This is a genomic window from Cellvibrio sp. 25HG11W-0, assembly GCF_057815475.1.
In genome coordinates this window covers 3,137,383-3,153,676 of the sequence record NZ_CM174230.1, presented here as the reverse complement: position 1 = coordinate 3,153,676, position 16,294 = coordinate 3,137,383, and the positions used below count along the sequence as shown (strand labels likewise).

Here is a 16,294-nt window from a genome sequence, read left to right as displayed (position 1 = left end):
TGTAGATTATTGTGTAGTATGCAAAGCCGATAGCGTTGTTCGCGCTATTGGTTTCCCCTTGAGAATGACCCAGTTAATTGAGTCGTAGGCTGTAATATCGGTTAATGGATTTTTACTGAGCAATAATAAATCGGCAGCTTTATTCGTTGCCACGCTGCCAATATTTCTATCCAATCCTATCTTTTTGGCATTGCCTATGGTCATCGCTTGAAAAAGCTCGGGTAAGCTAATTCCCATATCGACCCAGCGTTGCATTTCTTGGCGGCCATTTAATCCTGGAAACTGTGTATATATAGGGCCACTGGGCGTGTCACTACCAAATATAAGTAGGGGTTTCTGTTGGGCGAGTTGGCTGCTAACTATTTGAATATTTTTCAACATGGGCTGATAAACGGCTTTGACTTGCTGGTATTTTTGTTGATCCGTAAGTGTTGAGTCCTTGCCAAAATACTCACCTATCTCTTGTTTCATCCATTGCCCCGCCTCTGATTGGTACCACTCGATGAGTGACGCGGGCATCACCTGTTTTATATAGGGTTCTTGAAAAAAGTCGGGGTTAAATAATTCTTGTTCGCCGTAAAGGACTTGAACCGTAGGCTGTACGGCGATATTGGCGGAAGCTAATCGCTTAGCGATTTGGGTTAAGTCCGCGGGGGTGGTGTTGGCATTCGCATGCCATAGGCCGTGGACCAGCATGTCGACATCGGTTGCCAGTGCGAATTCGTAGGACTCCTGTGAGTTGCCATGTAAAAACACGGGCAGTTTCTTTTGATGTGCAGCTGCAACCAGCTCGCGAATAATGGCCTTGCTGGGAACAGGGAGATTGCGTTTTTTTCCAAAACCTTTTTCATAGTAAATTTTTACGCAGAGTGCTCCATCTTCTTTAATGGCGGCGACTAGCTGTGCCGGTTTGTGGGGGGCTGCATGGCTATTTTGTGATATTGAATGTGCTTGGTGATCGTCTTGTAAGTAATAACGTGCCGCATCCACCTTCAATTGAATTTCTTCAGGCAAGGTAGCGATGGGATAGCCCTGAGGAATAGGGGCAGGGGCACAGAAGTACGCTTGGGGTGCAAGTGGCTGTTGATTCCACTGGGTGATAAATTGTTTGGTGTTGGCGAGATCCAGTAGCGTGGTAAAGCCAGCATATAGATAGCTCCTTGGAATCTGGGCCAGTGCTTGCTGATAAACCTTTGTATCTTCGTTACCGGTAAAGCCTGGCACGCCACTAAGGTGTACATGGGTGTCGATAAGGCCTGGTATTAAATATTGCCCTTGGCCATCAATTACCTTATCGGCGCTATATTGGGCAGTGCTTATGGCCTGTATCCGCCCATTTTTAATCATCACGTTGAGAGGTTTTTTACTGAGTGTGGCGTCGGCACTGACAATGATGACATTGCGAATTAACAGGCTGTCATTACTACTGGCATAGGTTTGTACGGGTAGTAATACACCTAAGATGAGGACGAGTGCTAAGCGATAAAGCGCGGATGTGCTCTTTTTTAAGCGAGCTGTCAGGTGGTCATAATGTGCAGGGTTTGTCATGGCTGTGGCTCCTTATATAGTATCTGTGGGGCGCAGATTTTCGCCATTTGATCCCATGGCAGCGACCTCAAGCGCGATTGAGGACCTTAAAGCAGGTAAAATCCTAAAAAATTAATGCAAATACCGAGTTATAAAACTCTTTTTAGCGGATATAGAGACATTGGTTATGGAGCAAAGCTTTATTCACCTTTATTTGTCGTCGGGGGTGATTTGTTTATTACTTGCGGTAGGGTTTCTTGTATCTCAAAAGTTACAGGCGTTACCTGCGCGTTTACTCGGTATTAACTACGGCCTTTATGCTGTGCAGAATCTTTTGGCTGTTTTAATTTTGGCCTTTTCATGGGAGTTCGCAGCTGTTTCACGCGCAATTATCGCGTTGACTCTGGGGCCTGCTATTTATTTCTATTATTCCAGCTTGGTGGGGGAGTTGCGCGGTATCAGCAAGCGTTGGTGGCTGCATTTGTTACCTGCAATTTTAGTATTTGGTAGCTGGCTGCTGCAGGCCCCTGTGTTGTGGATGATCGACTACTTAATTATCGGTAGCTTTGCGATTTATCTCGCTGTCATTATCCGTCTGTTAGTGGGGGGCGAGAAGCGTTTAGCGCATTTGGCGCAGTTCGCTGCTCCTGCCTATCGCTGGCTGCTTATTCTGGCGAGCTTAATGGCAATCAATTTGTTGATTGAGTTGCTGGTGTTAGTAGACCTTAGTCGGGGAATATCGCCGCGTCGGTCATGGGTTTTGTGGGGTGGGGCTGCGGTCTTTTTGGTGTTTAATGCGCTAACAATGGTACTGATGATAGTGCGCGCTCCTTTAATCGAGTGGATGCATGCCCTGCAGGATTTACGGACAACCAAAGCAAAGCCCGTGAGTGATGTGGAAGCGAAGGCAGTATTTGAGCGCTGGGAAGCTATGGTTGCTGAGCGCGAGCTGTATAAGCGGGAGGGTGGTGTAACTTTGGAGCAAGCGGGTAAGTTGTTGGTATTACCAGCGCGCCAAATTTCACAGGCGATTAATCGTGTATATGGTGGCAGTTTTTCGCAATACCTTAATGATTGCCGAGTAAGTGCGGCGCAAGCATTGTTGCGTCAGGAAGCGGAAATGCCGATCACTCGATTGCTACTTGAAGCCGGGTTTAGTACAAAATCTAATTTTAATAAAGAGTTTATGCGAGTGACTGGACTGACGCCGAGCGAATATCGCAAGCAATCCGAGAAGCAACAGGCCTAGTCACTATCACTATCACCAGAACGCAAAAAAGCCGCCAGAGATGAATCTCTGGCGGCTTTTTTATGGGCAAAACCCAAGCGCTATTCTGGTTTGGGCTTCGGCGGGCGCGGCGGGCGGCCTACGCGGGCGCTAATGGCGGCTTTGCCTGCTTTGGTGGGCGGTTTGCCCGCTTTGGCGGCAGAGCTGCGGCTTTTGGTGACGCCTTTTTTGATGGTCGCTTTTTTCGGTGTAGGTATGCGTGCATCGGCGCGCATTTTTGGGGTGACTATCTTGGTGGGGAAGTCGTTTACTTCATAGCCTTTGACGCGTACACGTTTAATTTTACTGCCAATTAACTCTTCAATCATGGCGAGCTTAAGCGCTTCTTGCGGGCCTACCAAGGAGATTGCCAGGCCTTTTTTACCGGCGCGACCGGTGCGGCCTACACGGTGTACGTAGTCTTCGGTAAAGAAGGGCAGGTTGAGGTTGATGACGACATCTAGCCCTTGAATATCCAAACCGCGCGCGGCAACTTCGGTGGCCACTAACACTTGCAGCTTGCCATCTTTAAATTCTTGCAGCGCACGTTTGCGTGCGCCTTGAGTTTTTTCGCTGTGGCATACCGCCGCTTCTACCTTGTCATCTTTCAGCGCTTTAATCAGCTTGTCCGCTTCTTCGCGGGTGCTGGTAAAGGCCATAACTTGATACCAGCTTTGGCTGCGCAGTAGTTCTACAAAGAGTTTGTATTTGTGTTCTTCTTCCACTGGGTAAACTACATGGTCGATGGTATCGGCCACGGCATTTCGCTTTGATATAGCAATAAGAGTAGGGCGGTTCATCGCTTGCTTGGCGAGGTTGTTTACCAAGGGTGAGCTGGTGGCGGAGAAGAAGAGCGTTTGGTGCTTGCGCGTGATGCTGGTGAGCAATGCGTGAATGTCCACGACAAAACCCATGTCGAGCATGCGGTCGGCTTCATCGAGTATGACAAACTCGGTGCGCGCTAAATCGATGTGGCCCATTTCTACGTGTTCTTTTAAACGGCCGGGGGTGGCTACCAATATATCGGTACCGGCTTTGAGCTTATTAGCCTGACTACTGACCTTGCCGCCGCCGTAGCAGCTGGTAATTTTAAGTGATGTGTATTGCGCGAGGTCGGTAATGTTTTCGGCCACCTGCTGCGCCAACTCGCGCGTGGGCGCCATCACCAGCACGCGGGTTTGACCCGGTTGGGCTGCTTTAGGGTTATCCAGCAGTTGTTGCAGTACCGGCAAGGTGTAAGCACAGGTTTTACCGGTACCAGTTTGCGCAGTTACCAATAGGTCGCCTCCGCGTCGTGCAGCGGGGATGGATTGCTCTTGTACTGGCGTCATTTGGGTGTAGCCAATAGTTTTAATAGCGCGCAGTAATTCAGGGGCAAGGCCGAGCGAAGCAAAATTCATAGGAGTATCGATGACTTGGTAAAAATAAGGGCGCGCAGTATAGAGGATTGGCGCTATTTAGGGGGATTTAGTTTGTGCAAAAAACAGTCATTTAAATAGAATGTGGCAGCGTTATAAGGGGTTTAACGGAATTACTTGGCGAGGTGGTAAGCATTTGAATTGCTCAGTGTTCTTTTGGGCAAAAAAAAGCGGTGTCAGAAACTGACACCGCAAAAATTAAGGTTCCTGACGAGGGAGACCTAACGACACACAAAAGACTTTAGGGGCTTAACAGGATGTAAACACTTAAAGTCAATTTGACAATTTCACTATAGCAAGTAGAAAAAGCCTCTTCCACGTGAGTCACTCATTTTTTTACGTGTTTTGCATCGCAAAAGTGACTTATATGAATATTATTGTCACTTTGACTATAATATTTTATCGCAAGTAAAAGTATTTTTTGTATATGGATTATCTTGCGGTAATTGGCTTAAGAAGTAAGAAAATCAGTTTGGATTGTTATTTCTAAGTACAAGAAAAGGGGCGATGAATGCTTTCACCGCCCCGTTTGGGTTGTTGCGCGCTAACTAGTTCACATCAAACCTATCCGCATTCATCACTTTTACCCAGGCTTTTACAAAGTCTTTTACAAACTTCTCGCGGTTATCGTCTTGCGCATAGACTTCAGCGTAAGAGCGCAAAATCGAGTTGGAGCCAAACACCAAATCCACCCGTGTTGCGGTCCATTTCACAGTGCCTGTAGCGCGCTCTACAATGTTGTAGCTGTTTTTACCGGTCGGTTTCCACTGGAAGCTCATGTCAGTGAGGTTGACGAAAAAGTCATTGCTGAGCACGCCAACCTTATCGGTAAACACACCATGGGCCGTACCGCCATGATTGGTGCCTAGGACGCGCATACCGCCCACTAATACAGTCATTTCTGGCGCCGTCAAACCCATAAGCTGGGTGCGATCCAACAGCAATTCTTCGGGTTGAACGGCATAATCTTTTTGCGCCCAGTTGCGGAAGCCGTCATGAATGGGCTCCAGCGCTGCAAATGATTCTGCATCAGTTTGCGCATCAGTGGCGTCGCCGCGACCAGCCACAAACGGTACGGTGATGGTCACGCCCGCCGCTTGCGCTGCCTTTTCAACGGCTGCTGTGCCACCCAATACAATCAAATCGGCCATGCTGACGGCTTTGCTCAGATCGGACTGGACTCCTGCGAGAACCTCAAGCACTTTTTGCAAGCGCGCAGGTTCATTAGCTTCCCAATCTTTTTGGGGCGCTAAACGTATGCGCGCGCCGTTGGCACCGCCACGGAAATCGGAGCCGCGAAAGGTGCGCGCACTGTCCCAAGCTGTGGCAACCAATTCCGCCACACTCAAACCGCTGGCCAAAATTTTTGCTTTTAGCTCGGCAATTTCTGTCTCGCTTAAGGTGTAATTCACGGTCGGCACAGGGTCTTGCCAAATTAATTCCTCTGCGGGCACATCAGCGCCCAGGTAACGTGCTTTGGGGCCTAGGTCGCGGTGAGTCAATTTAAACCAAGCGCGCGCAAACACGTCAGAAAAGTAGGCTTGGTCTTTGTGAAAACGCTCGGAAATTTTGCGGTACTCGGGGTCTACCTTCATCGCCATATCGGCGTCAGTCATCAAAGGCATACAGCGAATAGAGGAATCTTCTACGTCCACCGGCTTATCTTCCTCTTTGATGTCTACGGGTTTCCACTGCCATGCACCCGCTGGGCTTTTGGTTAGCTCCCACTCGTGATTAAGCAGCATGTCGAAGTAGCCGTTATCCCACTGGGTTGGGTTAGTGGTCCAGGCGCCTTCAATACCGCTGGTGACGGTATCGCGACCTATGCCGCGAGTTTTGTGGTTGTTCCACCCCAAGCCCTGCTCTTCAACATCAGCCGCTTCTGGCTCTGGGCCCAAATTCGCAGCGTCGCCATTGCCGTGTGCTTTACCCACGGTATGACCGCCGGCAGTTAAGGCCACGGTTTCTTCATCATTCATCGCCATGCGCGCAAAGGTGATGCGAATATCGTTGGCAGTCTTTTGCGGGTCTGGGTTGCCATCCACACCTTCCGGGTTTACATAGATCAAACCCATCATTACTGCCGCCAGCGGGTTCTCAAGGTCGCGCTCGCCCCCCTGAGCTGATGAAGAGTAGCGAGTACCTTCGCCGCCGCTTTTGGCCAGCCATTCTTTTTCTGAACCCCAGTAAACGTCTTTTTCGGGGTGCCAAATGTCAGCGCGCCCACCGGCAAAGCCAAAGGTTTTGAAACCCATGGACTCATAGGCCATATTGCCCGCGAGGATCATTAAATCTGCCCACGACAGCTTGTTGCCATATTTCTTTTTAATGGGCCACAAGAGGCGGCGGGCTTTATCCAGGTTGCCGTTATCTGGCCAGCTGTTGAGCGGGGCAAAGCGCTGGTTGCCTGTGCCTGCACCGCCGCGCCCATCGGCAATGCGGTAGCTACCGGCGGAGTGCCAAGCCATGCGAATAAATAGGCCGCCATAGTGCCCCCAGTCGGCTGGCCACCAGTCTTGGCTGCTCGTCATCAAGGCTTTAAGATCCGTTTTAACGGCAGGCAAATCCAGTTTTTTGAACGCGTCGGTGTAGTTAAAGTCCTCGCCAAGTGGGTTAGTTTTGCGATCCTGTTGATGGAGAATGTCGAGATTCAGGGCATTGGGCCACCAAGCTGTGTTGGACTTGCTTGAAGCGGTATTGCCGCCATGCATCACTGGGCATTTACCGCCAGATTGTGTGTTGTCCATTGTTCTCTCCTGGTTTACGTTGATGTAAATGTAAAGGTTGGTCGGAATGGGAAACAAAGCCGCAAACTGCCAAGGGTTGTTTCGCGAATCCTCTAAACAAGTTCACCTTAGTCTAAAATCGACCAATAACTAAAATTTATATTTAATAACTGCCTGATTGCCTAAGGCTATTTGTTGGGTTTGGCGTTGATGCAAGGCGGTTTTAATCTTTGTCATAAATACTCAGTGTTACAGTTGATTGTTTAATACCAAAAAAATCTACCGATAGCAGAGGCGAGCGCTTTGGTAATAGGCAGCGCTAAGGCTGAATATCCCAAGATCGTGCCACAGGTAACATATCAAGGTATTTAGCTAGTCGAGGTGTTTAGTTAAACCGCTTCATAGGCAGGAGGGCGTTAAAGCGGGGGATTCGCTATTCAGGTGCGCAACTGGGATAGCAAGTGACTGGCATCGGTGCCCTATGGCTTTAAGCTCCTGTGAACATGCTTTTAAATATAAAATTATTTATGGTCATTTTGACCATAAATAGAAAATAACCGACGATTTTGTTAAGTAACTTCAATAAATTGCGTTTTGTATGTTTGGCGCATTTAACCGCTCTTGCTATAGTGAAATTGTCATTATGACTTTAAGTTTTCGGCCAAAACTTGCGTGACCCTTAAATAATAATAGTGAATGGACGCAAGCCTTATTGGCGTGCTGATTTTTCACAGCGTTGTGTAATAAAGAAATCTAGCCTCGGCGAATAGTCACTTAATCCGGAGAGTGAATGTTTGCTGATTTTTTATTACAGGTTACGGCGCAATGTAGTATCAAAAAAATATATATCTCACAAACCTTATTGAACCCAACACAATTTTGTCGATGGTTTGATATCTATGGTTATTCGGAGCTAATAATGAAAATAAAAAGTCTAACAACAGCGTTTTTTGTCAGTGTTTTAAGTGTTCCCTCTTTAGCCGCTCAATTGCTTGAGCATGTTGAATCTGAAGCGGGTAGTTTGTTGCCGGGTTATACCGGCATTATTGCGAGCCCTTTTAATGGTGTTGCTGCTTATGGCAATGGTGATGGGGTAGAGCACAGTACGGTTAAGTTAAATAATGCCCCTGGTGTTTTTCGGATTGATTTACGTGGCGCAAGCAGTGCAACGTCTGCGGCGGGTATCTCAATCTATGTCGATGGAAAAAAAGTAGGAGCTGCGTCGTTTAGTGGTACCGCTGCCGCGACAAAATCGGTTGAGTTTAATGTGGGCGCAGTAAGTACATCGCCCAAAATAAAATTTTTATTGGAAACCGATTCTGGCTCCAATGATACTTTGTTAGATTGGTATGAGCTCTACTATGTAGGCCAGCTGCCAGCACCTTTACCGGCGCCAGTGCTACCTCTTAAGGGTGCGTTTGAAACCGGTGTTTACCGCAATATGTTTGTTGAGGCGGGTTATTCGCAAGCGGCAGTGACCGCCAAGGTGAACGCTGCTTACAATCAACTCTTTCACAGCACCAGCAAAGATAAGAATTCAGGCGAGGCTATCTTTATCGATGCGCCCAATGACCCGGGAATGGCGTACATTTGGGATACGGGTAATAACGATGTGCGCAGTGAGGGAATGTCTTACGGCATGATGATGGCGGTGCAAATGGACCGCAAAGATGACTTCGATAAGTTGTGGGCCTGGGCGAATAAATACTCGCTCAACAAAACCGGTGAAATGAAAGGCTATTTTGGTTGGCAAAAAACCACAGCGGGTGGAAATATAGATTCAAACCCCGCACCTGATGGCGAAGAGTATTTTGCCATGGCGTTATTTTTTGCGTCGAACCGCTGGGGTGATGGAACGGGTATTTACAATTACCGTGCAGAGGCCAATAAATTGCTCGACAACATGATCAGCAATGGCCAAACCCATTACGTAAATAGTCAGTTGGTGAGTTTTAGTTTATTTGATCCGGCAACTGGGCACATATTGTTTTCACCCTACGGCACGCAACACACCGACCCTTCGTACCACTTGCCTGGCTTCTATGAACTGTGGGCGCGTTGGGCAGATCGCAACAATGATTTTTGGGCGCAGCGCGCTATCGCTAGCCGTGCGTTTTTAAAATCTACAGTAAACAGTACCACCGGTCTGAATCCTGATTACGCCAATTTTGATGGCAGCATCGTCAGTAGCACTTCGCCAAACCACAAAATATTTGCCTATGACGCTTGGCGTACCATAAGTAATGCGGCGAATGATTATGCGTGGTGGAAAGCCGATGCTTGGCAGGTTACCTACGCTAAAAATCTTCATTCATTTCTTAAGAGCAAGGGTGTTGATTCCTATGCAAGTCTCTATGAATTAAATGGCCAAGTTTACAGCGGTAATACTGACCACTCGCCGGGTTTGGTGGCCATGAATGCAGTGGGCTCTTTGGCCTCTAACAGTGCGGATGCGTGGGACTTTGTAAATGCGTTTTGGAATACCCCTGTACCTACAGGCCAATACCGCTATTACGATGGCTCGCTTTACATGTTGGGCCTGTTGGCGGTAAGCGGTAACTATCGTATCTATTGCCCCAATAACGGTTGCGGCACGGCGCCTAGCTCGGCGGCTTCATCTAGCTCGGCGGCGTTATCTAGTTCGGCGGCTTCATCTAAGCCGGTACCAAGCTCTGTACCAGCAAGTTCCGTAGCGCCTAGCTCCAAGCCTGCTAGTTCTGTTGCCCCGAGCTCTGCTCCTATTAGTTCTGCGGCAGCAAGTTCACCTGTTGCAGTAAGCAGCTCTGCCAATGTTGCTTTGATAGGGCGCCTAGAGGCAGAGAACTACGCGGCACAGTCTGGTATTCAAACTGAAGCCACGAGTGATACCGGTGGTGGTTTGAATATTGGCTACATCAACAGTGGCGACTATGTTGAATACCAAATCAATGTGCCAGCAGCGGGTACTTACAAAATGCAGCTGCGCGTTGCCTCGGGTACAGCAGGTGGGGCTATCAATGTTGTGGCGAAAAATGCCCAAGTAGGCAGTGTTGCGGTAAATGGCACCGGTGGTTGGCAAAGCTGGGTCACAGCAAGCATCAATGTAAATCTGGCGGCTGGCGCGCAAACCCTGCGTTTGAATTTCACCGGTGGCAGCGGCTACTTGTTCAATCTCAATTGGATGGATTTTAGCGCTGCAGCTACAAGTTCGGTGCCTGCTAGCCAAGCGGCGTCAAGTAAGCCCGCGAGCAGCGCGGCGGCTTCATCGGTTGCCGCAGGTGCGGGGTTGAATTGTCAGCACGTTATTGTGGATCAATGGAGCCAAGGCTACACCGCCGCCATTCGCGTCACCAATACCAGCACGGCACCTATTTCGGGTTGGTCGGTAAACTGGCGTTATAGCGATGGCTCAGTTATGACTAATAGCTGGAATGCCAATGTGACCGGCTCCAACCCCTATGCAGCCACACCTTTGGCTTGGTTAAACACCATTAACCCTGGCCAAACCGTGGAGATAGGCATTCAAGGTAGCAAGGGAATCCCTAATGGCGCTGCGCCAACTGCCGTGGTAACGGGGCCTAAATGTAACTAAGTCAAAACAGGGCCAATGGCTAGAAATTGGCGAATGCTTTTTTTGTACTATTTTTTTTGATCTGTGTTTTTTTGATCTGTGTTTTTTAATGTTGTCTCTCTTGATGTAGCTTTGCGGTGCCAGACTTCTGGCACCGCTTTTTTTTGAGCGTTTCCTTCCTTGTGTGACTCAATAGTGTTTAGGCCTATCGGTACTGCTCGAAGCAGTTTTGCAGCGCAGGCGCATTTTTTACTTACATATTTATTTATATAACCAAATCACGATTTTGGTGCCATAGCTCGCCCCAAACGATCTTTTGATAATTAGTAAGCTATGTATACTATATGCCTAGCTATCAATAAGGATCCCTCATGACTTTCCCCAATGTACCCAATGCCAGCAGTCTTATCCCTGAAGCCGAAAACCTAGGTTTCCTCTTAGCGGATAACTCCCGTCTTACGCGCCGTTTGGCCGCCTGTTATTTGGAGCGGCACGGCATAACCCTAGCGCAAGCGCGCGCCCTGTTGTGTGTGTGTCGCTGGGAGGGAATGCGTCAGGTGGAGTTGGCCGATTATTTGGAGATTCAACCCATCAGTGTGGGGCGCCTATTGGATCAACTCGCACAAGCGGGATTCATTCAGCGCCGCCCAGACCCAAATGACAGACGTGCTTTCAAACTTTACTTAACCGCTGCTGCTGGGCCGACTATCGCCCTCATTAATCAAGGCGCGCGCGAGTTTCAAGCGGCCATGTTGGATGGGCTAACAGCGGAGGAGGTCAGCGCACTCTTTAAGGGGTTAAATCGTGTGCGGGAGAACCTGAATAATCTCGCTAAGTGCCCGGCGGCACTACTTTCCACACCGTCAGAAATAACACCCGCAGTCGATCAAGAGGTAGAAAAACCATGAGCAACAACAAATCCCTTCGTCAATTACTCTTAATCGCCGTGCCTTTGGCTGCGCTGATTGCGGGCTTATTGATTTATTTGCTCGGCGGCCACGAAGTGGGAACTGAAAACGCCTATGTAAAAGCCGACATGATCAGCATTCGCCCGCAGGTGGCAGGTACTGTTGTCTCTCGTTTAGTGGCAGAGAATGAACAGGTCAAAGCGGGCCAATTGTTATTCACCCTCGACCCCAAGCCTTTTAATGTGGCGATTAACAAGGCTCAAGCCAAATTAGATGAAGTACGCACCAATCTCGCCGTGCTACATGCGAGCTACAGCGAGAAGCAATCTGAATTGCAATTGGCTCAAGCCAACCGCGACTACGCCAGTAACGAGCAAGCGCGCCAAGCGAATTTGGCCGCGCGTAAATTAGTGGCTAAGCAAGCCTTCGATGAGGTGAGCCACAATCTGCGTGTGTCTGAGCAACAAGTCATTACCTTAGAGCGGGATTTAACGCGCATTGCCGAATCGCTCGGGGGCGATCTCAACTCTCCTATTGAGCAACACCCTAGCTATCGCGCCGCCCAAGCTGAGTTGGAGCAGGCGCAGTTAAACCTTGGTTATACCCAGATCACCGCCGCTAAAGAGGGCGTTGTCACCAAACCGCCTGAGGTAGGTGAGTTCTTAGGGCAGGGCGCTTCGGCCATGGCGCTGGTAGCAAGTGACAACCTTTGGATAGAAGCCAACTTTATAGAGACAGATTTAACCCATGTGCGCACAGGCCAAAAGGTGAGGGTAAAAGTGGATACCTATCCCGATGAGGTGTGGGAAGGAGAAGTGCAAAGTATTAGCCCTGCTACCGGCGCGCAGTTCTCGGTGATACCCGCCCAAAATGCAACCGGTAACTGGGTCAAGATCGCTCAGCGTGTGCCCGTGCGCATTAGTATCAAACCCAATGCCCATGCACCTGCTTTGCAAGCTGGCCTAAGTACAGAGATAGCGATTGAAACTCATCATAAGCGCAGCCTTTTTGGATTTTCAATCTAACAAGCTGGCGCTTTCTATCGACTTAACTCTTGGGTGAACGACAGACATGAGCAATTCTGAAATAGCCACCGCTACGGGCAATGCCAAACGCGGGCTGATCACCATATCGGTGATGCTGGCGACGATTATGCAGGCGCTGGATACGACTATCGCCAATGTGGCCTTGCCGCATATGCAGGGCAGCATGTCAGCCACACAGGATCAAATCTCCTGGGTGCTGACCTCTTACATTGTCGCCGCCGCTATTTTCTTGCCACTCACCGGTTTTTTAGCCGATAAGTTTGGGCGCAAACGTTTGTTTGTTTGGTCGGTCGTGGGTTTTACCATCGCCTCAATGCTCTGTGGCGCAGCGCAAAACCTGCCGCAAATAGTGCTATTCCGTTTATTGCAGGGTGTTTTTGGGGCCGCGCTTGTGCCCTTATCCCAATCTATTTTGCTCGACAGCTACCCGCGCGAAAAACATGGTTCGGCTATGGCGATGTGGGGTATGGGGGTGATGTTAGGGCCGATACTCGGGCCCACCCTAGGTGGCTGGCTCACCGAGTATTACAGCTGGCGCTGGGTGTTTTATATCAACTTGCCTTTTGGCATTTTGGCCCTAGTGGGCATTCTCAGTTCGATAAAAGAAACCGAGCTAAAGCCGGAGCGCAAGTTCGACCTGCTCGGTTTTGCCTTCTTGAGTTTGGGTATAGGCGCTTTGCAAATGATGCTGGATCGCGGCGAAACCCTCGATTGGTTCAATAACCGCGAAATCATCATCGAGTGTGGGCTGCTGTGTCTTGGCTTCTATTGGTTTATCGCCCATATATTCACTCACAAAAATCCTTTTATCGAACCGGCAATTTTTAAGGATCGCAACTTCTCCGTCGGTATGGTGTTTATGTTTATCGTGGGCATTATATTACTGGCGACCATGGCGCTCTTACCGCCGTTCCTGCAAAGCCTGATGGGTTATCCGGTCATAGATGTCGGCCTTGTCATGGCGCCGCGTGGGGTGGGGGTGATGCTTGCTATGATGTTAGTGGGCAAGCTCTCGGGCAAAATCGACCCGCGCCAGCAAATCTTTTTTGGCCTAATGCTCACGGCCATATCCCTGTGGGAAATGGCGCGCTTCACCACGGAAATTACCAGCTGGGACATCATCAGAACCAGCGTAGTGCAAGGTATAGGCTTGGGCTTTATCTTTGTGCCGCTGTCTACCGTCACCTTCTCCACGCTCGATGCACGCTTCCGCAATGAGGGCACGGCGCTGTTCAGCCTCACCCGTAATATCGGCTCCAGCATTGGTATCTCGGTAGTGATTGCACAGCTACAGCAAAATATTCAAAAGAACCACGCCGCCTTTGCCGATTACATAACGCCCTACAACCAAGCCCTCGCCAAAGTGGGCGAGTCGGGCTATTGGAATATTCACACCACGCAGGGCTTGGTCGCCATTAACGGCGAGGTGCAGCGGCAGGCCGCCACGCTCGCCTACTTGCAGGACTTCTACCTCATGATGTGGATAACCCTCGCGGCCTTGCCCTTGCTGTTCTTAATGCGCAGCCCCAAAAAGCAGCTAAAAGCCGAAAACCCAGTGGCAGCGCTAGAGTAAAGTCTGTTTAAAAACTGTGCAGCTTGGGGGAGAATAGCCAAAAGGTGTGCTATGCTGCGCGCCCTTTGTCGAGGCCAGTGAATCGCTGGTTTCCAAATCAGTATGTTTTTAGTATCAGTAAACTTTTAGAGAGTCTTATGGCAGTTAAACCCGTTTACAAAGTGATTTTTCTTAACCAGGGTCAGGTTTACGAAGTCTTTTGCTCCGCGATTTATCAAAGTGAAATGTACGGCTTTATTGAAATTGAAGAGTTTGTGTTTGGCGAGCGCAGCCAGCTAGTGGTTGACCCCGCAGAAGAAAAGCTCAAAAACGAATTTGCCGGTGTAAAACGTTCTTATATTCCGATGCACGCCATAGTGCGCATCGATGAAGTAGAAAAAGAAGGCCCCGCCAAAATTAGCGACATCAAAGGCGGCAGCGACAAAATCGCGCAATTCCCCTACGGTGGTTTTATTCCCAACCCCAATTTGGGCGAATAAATATCTTGGCAACACTCAAAACGCCCAGCTTAGTCTGGGCGTTTTGCTATCTCTCAAAACAAAATCCGCCTACACTCAAAACCAATAACACTCAGAGACGCGGCCCATGCTCAACAACAATTTGTATCTCGCCATAGATCAAGGCGGCCAAAGCACGCGCCTAGCCCTGTTTGATATAAAGGGAAATTGTGTATGTGTTTACTCTGCTCCCTGCGCTACCCAACACCGCCAAATACAGTATGGCAATTGCCAGCAAAGCAATAGTCAGCCGCAAGAATTTATTGAGCAAGACGGCGAAGAAATTTTAGCGGGCATTCGCAGCTGTCTCGCCAATATCACTGAATTTCTTGGGGGTGAGGTAACGCGCATAAAAGGCGCTGGGTTTGCAGGGCAGGGCTCATCGCTACTCTGTTGGGATAATCAAACCGGAGCAGCTTTAACGCCGGTACTCAGTTGGCAAGATATTCGCGGCGAAGCCTATATCAACGGCTGCGCGCTCACCCAAGAGCAAGTGCAAGCTAAAACGGGCCTGCGTTTATCGCCACACTATGGCGCCAGCAAAATTCGCTGGTGTTTAGAGCATGATCGAGCGGTAATTCAAGCTCGCGTCGACAATTGTTTAACTATAGGCCCCATCGTCAGCTATATATTTTGGCACTTGCTCGGCCCAAAAAACCAAGTAGATCCCGGCCACGCGCAGCGCACGCTCCTATGGAACCTAGCGCGCAATCAATGGGATGAAACGCTGCTCGCAGAATTTAAAATTCCCGCGACACTGTTGCCAGAATGCCGCTACCACAATCAGCACTTTGGCGAATTACAGCTCGGTACCCACAGCATTCCTTTTGGCGCCAGCGCGCGCGATCAAGGCGCCTCTTTATTTGCTCGTGGCACCCCGGCGGGCGACAGCATTTACCTGAATCTCGGCACAGGTGCATTCATCCAGCGCCTCAGTAAAAATATGCAAGCGCCTACAGGGCTGTTAGTCAGCCCGCTCTGGTTGCCGCAGCCCTCGGCTGTTAACGCTCAGGCTCATCCAATAATAGAAGTCTCATCGCCCACCTGTTACCAAGCAGAATTTACCAGCGTGTCGCAAACAGAAAACAGCTCATCCGAATCGCTCTACGCCTATGAACCACTCTACGCGTGGGAAGCCACCGTCAACGGCGCAGCAGCAGCCACTGCCTACCTGCAAGAACACACCGGCCTTGCCGTCACTCCCGCAGACATGCAGCAAGCGCTCGGCTTAAATCCAACTCATGAATGTTATTTTTTAAATGCGGTCGGTGGTTTAAGCGCGCCTTATTGGCGAACAGATTTACATTCGCGCTTTAGCGATAACTTAAGCCCACATGAAAAAATTCTTGCGTGGCTCGAAAGTGTTTTATTTCAATGCGTCATTAATATTCAGCGCATGGAATCACTCGGCGCAGCACGCAGCATCATCATCAGCGGCGGTTTCAGCAAAGCCGATGCGCTCTGCCAAAAGTTCGCCGATCTCACACATATAAAAGTAGAGCGCAGTGACAACAGCGATGGAACCCTGCAAGGTATAGGCTACCTTGCTGCCGCCATGCCTGCGACCTGGGCACCACAGTTGCAATGCGATATTTTTATACCCAATAAAAATGAGCAGCTTGCACAGCGTTTTACACTGTGGAAAAAAGCGATGGAGCATTGGCTAAATGAATCTTAGTCACCCTTGTTCATATGTGCGGGTAAGGTGTTGGCTGGCACTGGCTTTTGTATACCCATAATTCCCCGCTGCTGTGCTGCTGATATTTTTAATCAAAGGCTTTT

10 protein-coding genes are annotated in these 16,294 nt (G+C 49.3%); 7 read left to right on the top strand and 3 right to left on the bottom strand.

Annotated elements, in window-relative coordinates; translation table 11 throughout:
* Nucleotides 1-6: 6 nt before the first annotated feature.
* Complete coding sequence (locus AC0KUT_RS13150) at nt 7-1,548, bottom strand: amidohydrolase family protein (RefSeq protein WP_488830557.1); 1,542 nt, start codon at nt 1,546-1,548, stop codon at nt 7-9.
* 166 nt (nt 1,549-1,714) lie between these two features.
* Between AC0KUT_RS13150 and AC0KUT_RS13145 the strand changes: the two genes are divergently transcribed.
* The gene (locus tag AC0KUT_RS13145; RefSeq protein ID WP_488830555.1) at nt 1,715-2,776 is read left to right on the top strand and encodes an AraC family transcriptional regulator; all 1,062 of its coding nucleotides are present in this window, start codon (nt 1,715-1,717) and stop codon (nt 2,774-2,776) included.
* A gap of 80 nt (nt 2,777-2,856) precedes the next feature.
* Here the strand turns inward: AC0KUT_RS13145 and AC0KUT_RS13140 are convergent, their stop codons facing one another.
* Both AC0KUT_RS13140 and katG read right to left on the bottom strand, forming a co-directional pair.
* A complete protein-coding gene (locus AC0KUT_RS13140; RefSeq protein WP_488830553.1) occupies nt 2,857-4,194 on the bottom strand; it encodes a DEAD/DEAH box helicase in 1,338 nt (445 codons plus the stop codon).
* Between the two features lie 566 nt (nt 4,195-4,760).
* Nucleotides 4,761-6,959 carry a catalase/peroxidase HPI gene (katG, locus tag AC0KUT_RS13135; RefSeq protein ID WP_488830552.1) on the bottom strand — a complete coding sequence of 733 codons (2,199 nt, stop codon included), beginning with the start codon at nt 6,957-6,959 and terminating at the stop codon, nt 4,761-4,763.
* An 898-nt stretch (nt 6,960-7,857) separates the two neighbouring features.
* Here katG and AC0KUT_RS13130 point away from each other — a divergent pair.
* The 6 genes from AC0KUT_RS13130 (at nt 7,858) to AC0KUT_RS13105 (ending at nt 16,190) form a co-directional block, all read left to right on the top strand.
* On the top strand, nt 7,858-10,509 hold the full coding sequence (locus AC0KUT_RS13130; protein ID WP_488830550.1) for a glycosyl hydrolase family 8: 2,652 nt from the start codon (nt 7,858-7,860) through the stop codon (nt 10,507-10,509).
* A 350-nt stretch (nt 10,510-10,859) separates the two neighbouring features.
* Nucleotides 10,860-11,396, top strand: coding sequence for a MarR family winged helix-turn-helix transcriptional regulator (locus AC0KUT_RS13125; RefSeq protein WP_488830549.1), 537 nt, complete (start codon nt 10,860-10,862; stop codon nt 11,394-11,396).
* Nucleotides 11,393-12,421 carry an HlyD family secretion protein gene (locus tag AC0KUT_RS13120; RefSeq protein WP_488830547.1) on the top strand — a complete coding sequence of 343 codons (1,029 nt, stop codon included), beginning with the start codon at nt 11,393-11,395 and terminating at the stop codon, nt 12,419-12,421. The genes AC0KUT_RS13125 and AC0KUT_RS13120 overlap by 4 nt, the downstream gene beginning before the upstream one ends.
* 46 nt (nt 12,422-12,467) lie before the next feature.
* Nucleotides 12,468-14,015, top strand: coding sequence for a DHA2 family efflux MFS transporter permease subunit (locus tag AC0KUT_RS13115; protein WP_488830545.1), 1,548 nt, complete (start codon nt 12,468-12,470; stop codon nt 14,013-14,015).
* A gap of 137 nt (nt 14,016-14,152) precedes the next feature.
* Nucleotides 14,153-14,494 carry a DUF1820 family protein gene (locus AC0KUT_RS13110; protein WP_488830543.1) on the top strand — a complete coding sequence of 114 codons (342 nt, stop codon included), beginning with the start codon at nt 14,153-14,155 and terminating at the stop codon, nt 14,492-14,494.
* A gap of 106 nt (nt 14,495-14,600) precedes the next feature.
* Nucleotides 14,601-16,190, top strand: a complete 1,590-nt coding sequence (locus tag AC0KUT_RS13105) for an FGGY family carbohydrate kinase (protein WP_488830541.1) — start codon at nt 14,601-14,603, stop codon at nt 16,188-16,190.
* The last annotated feature ends 104 nt before the right edge of the window (nt 16,191-16,294 follow it).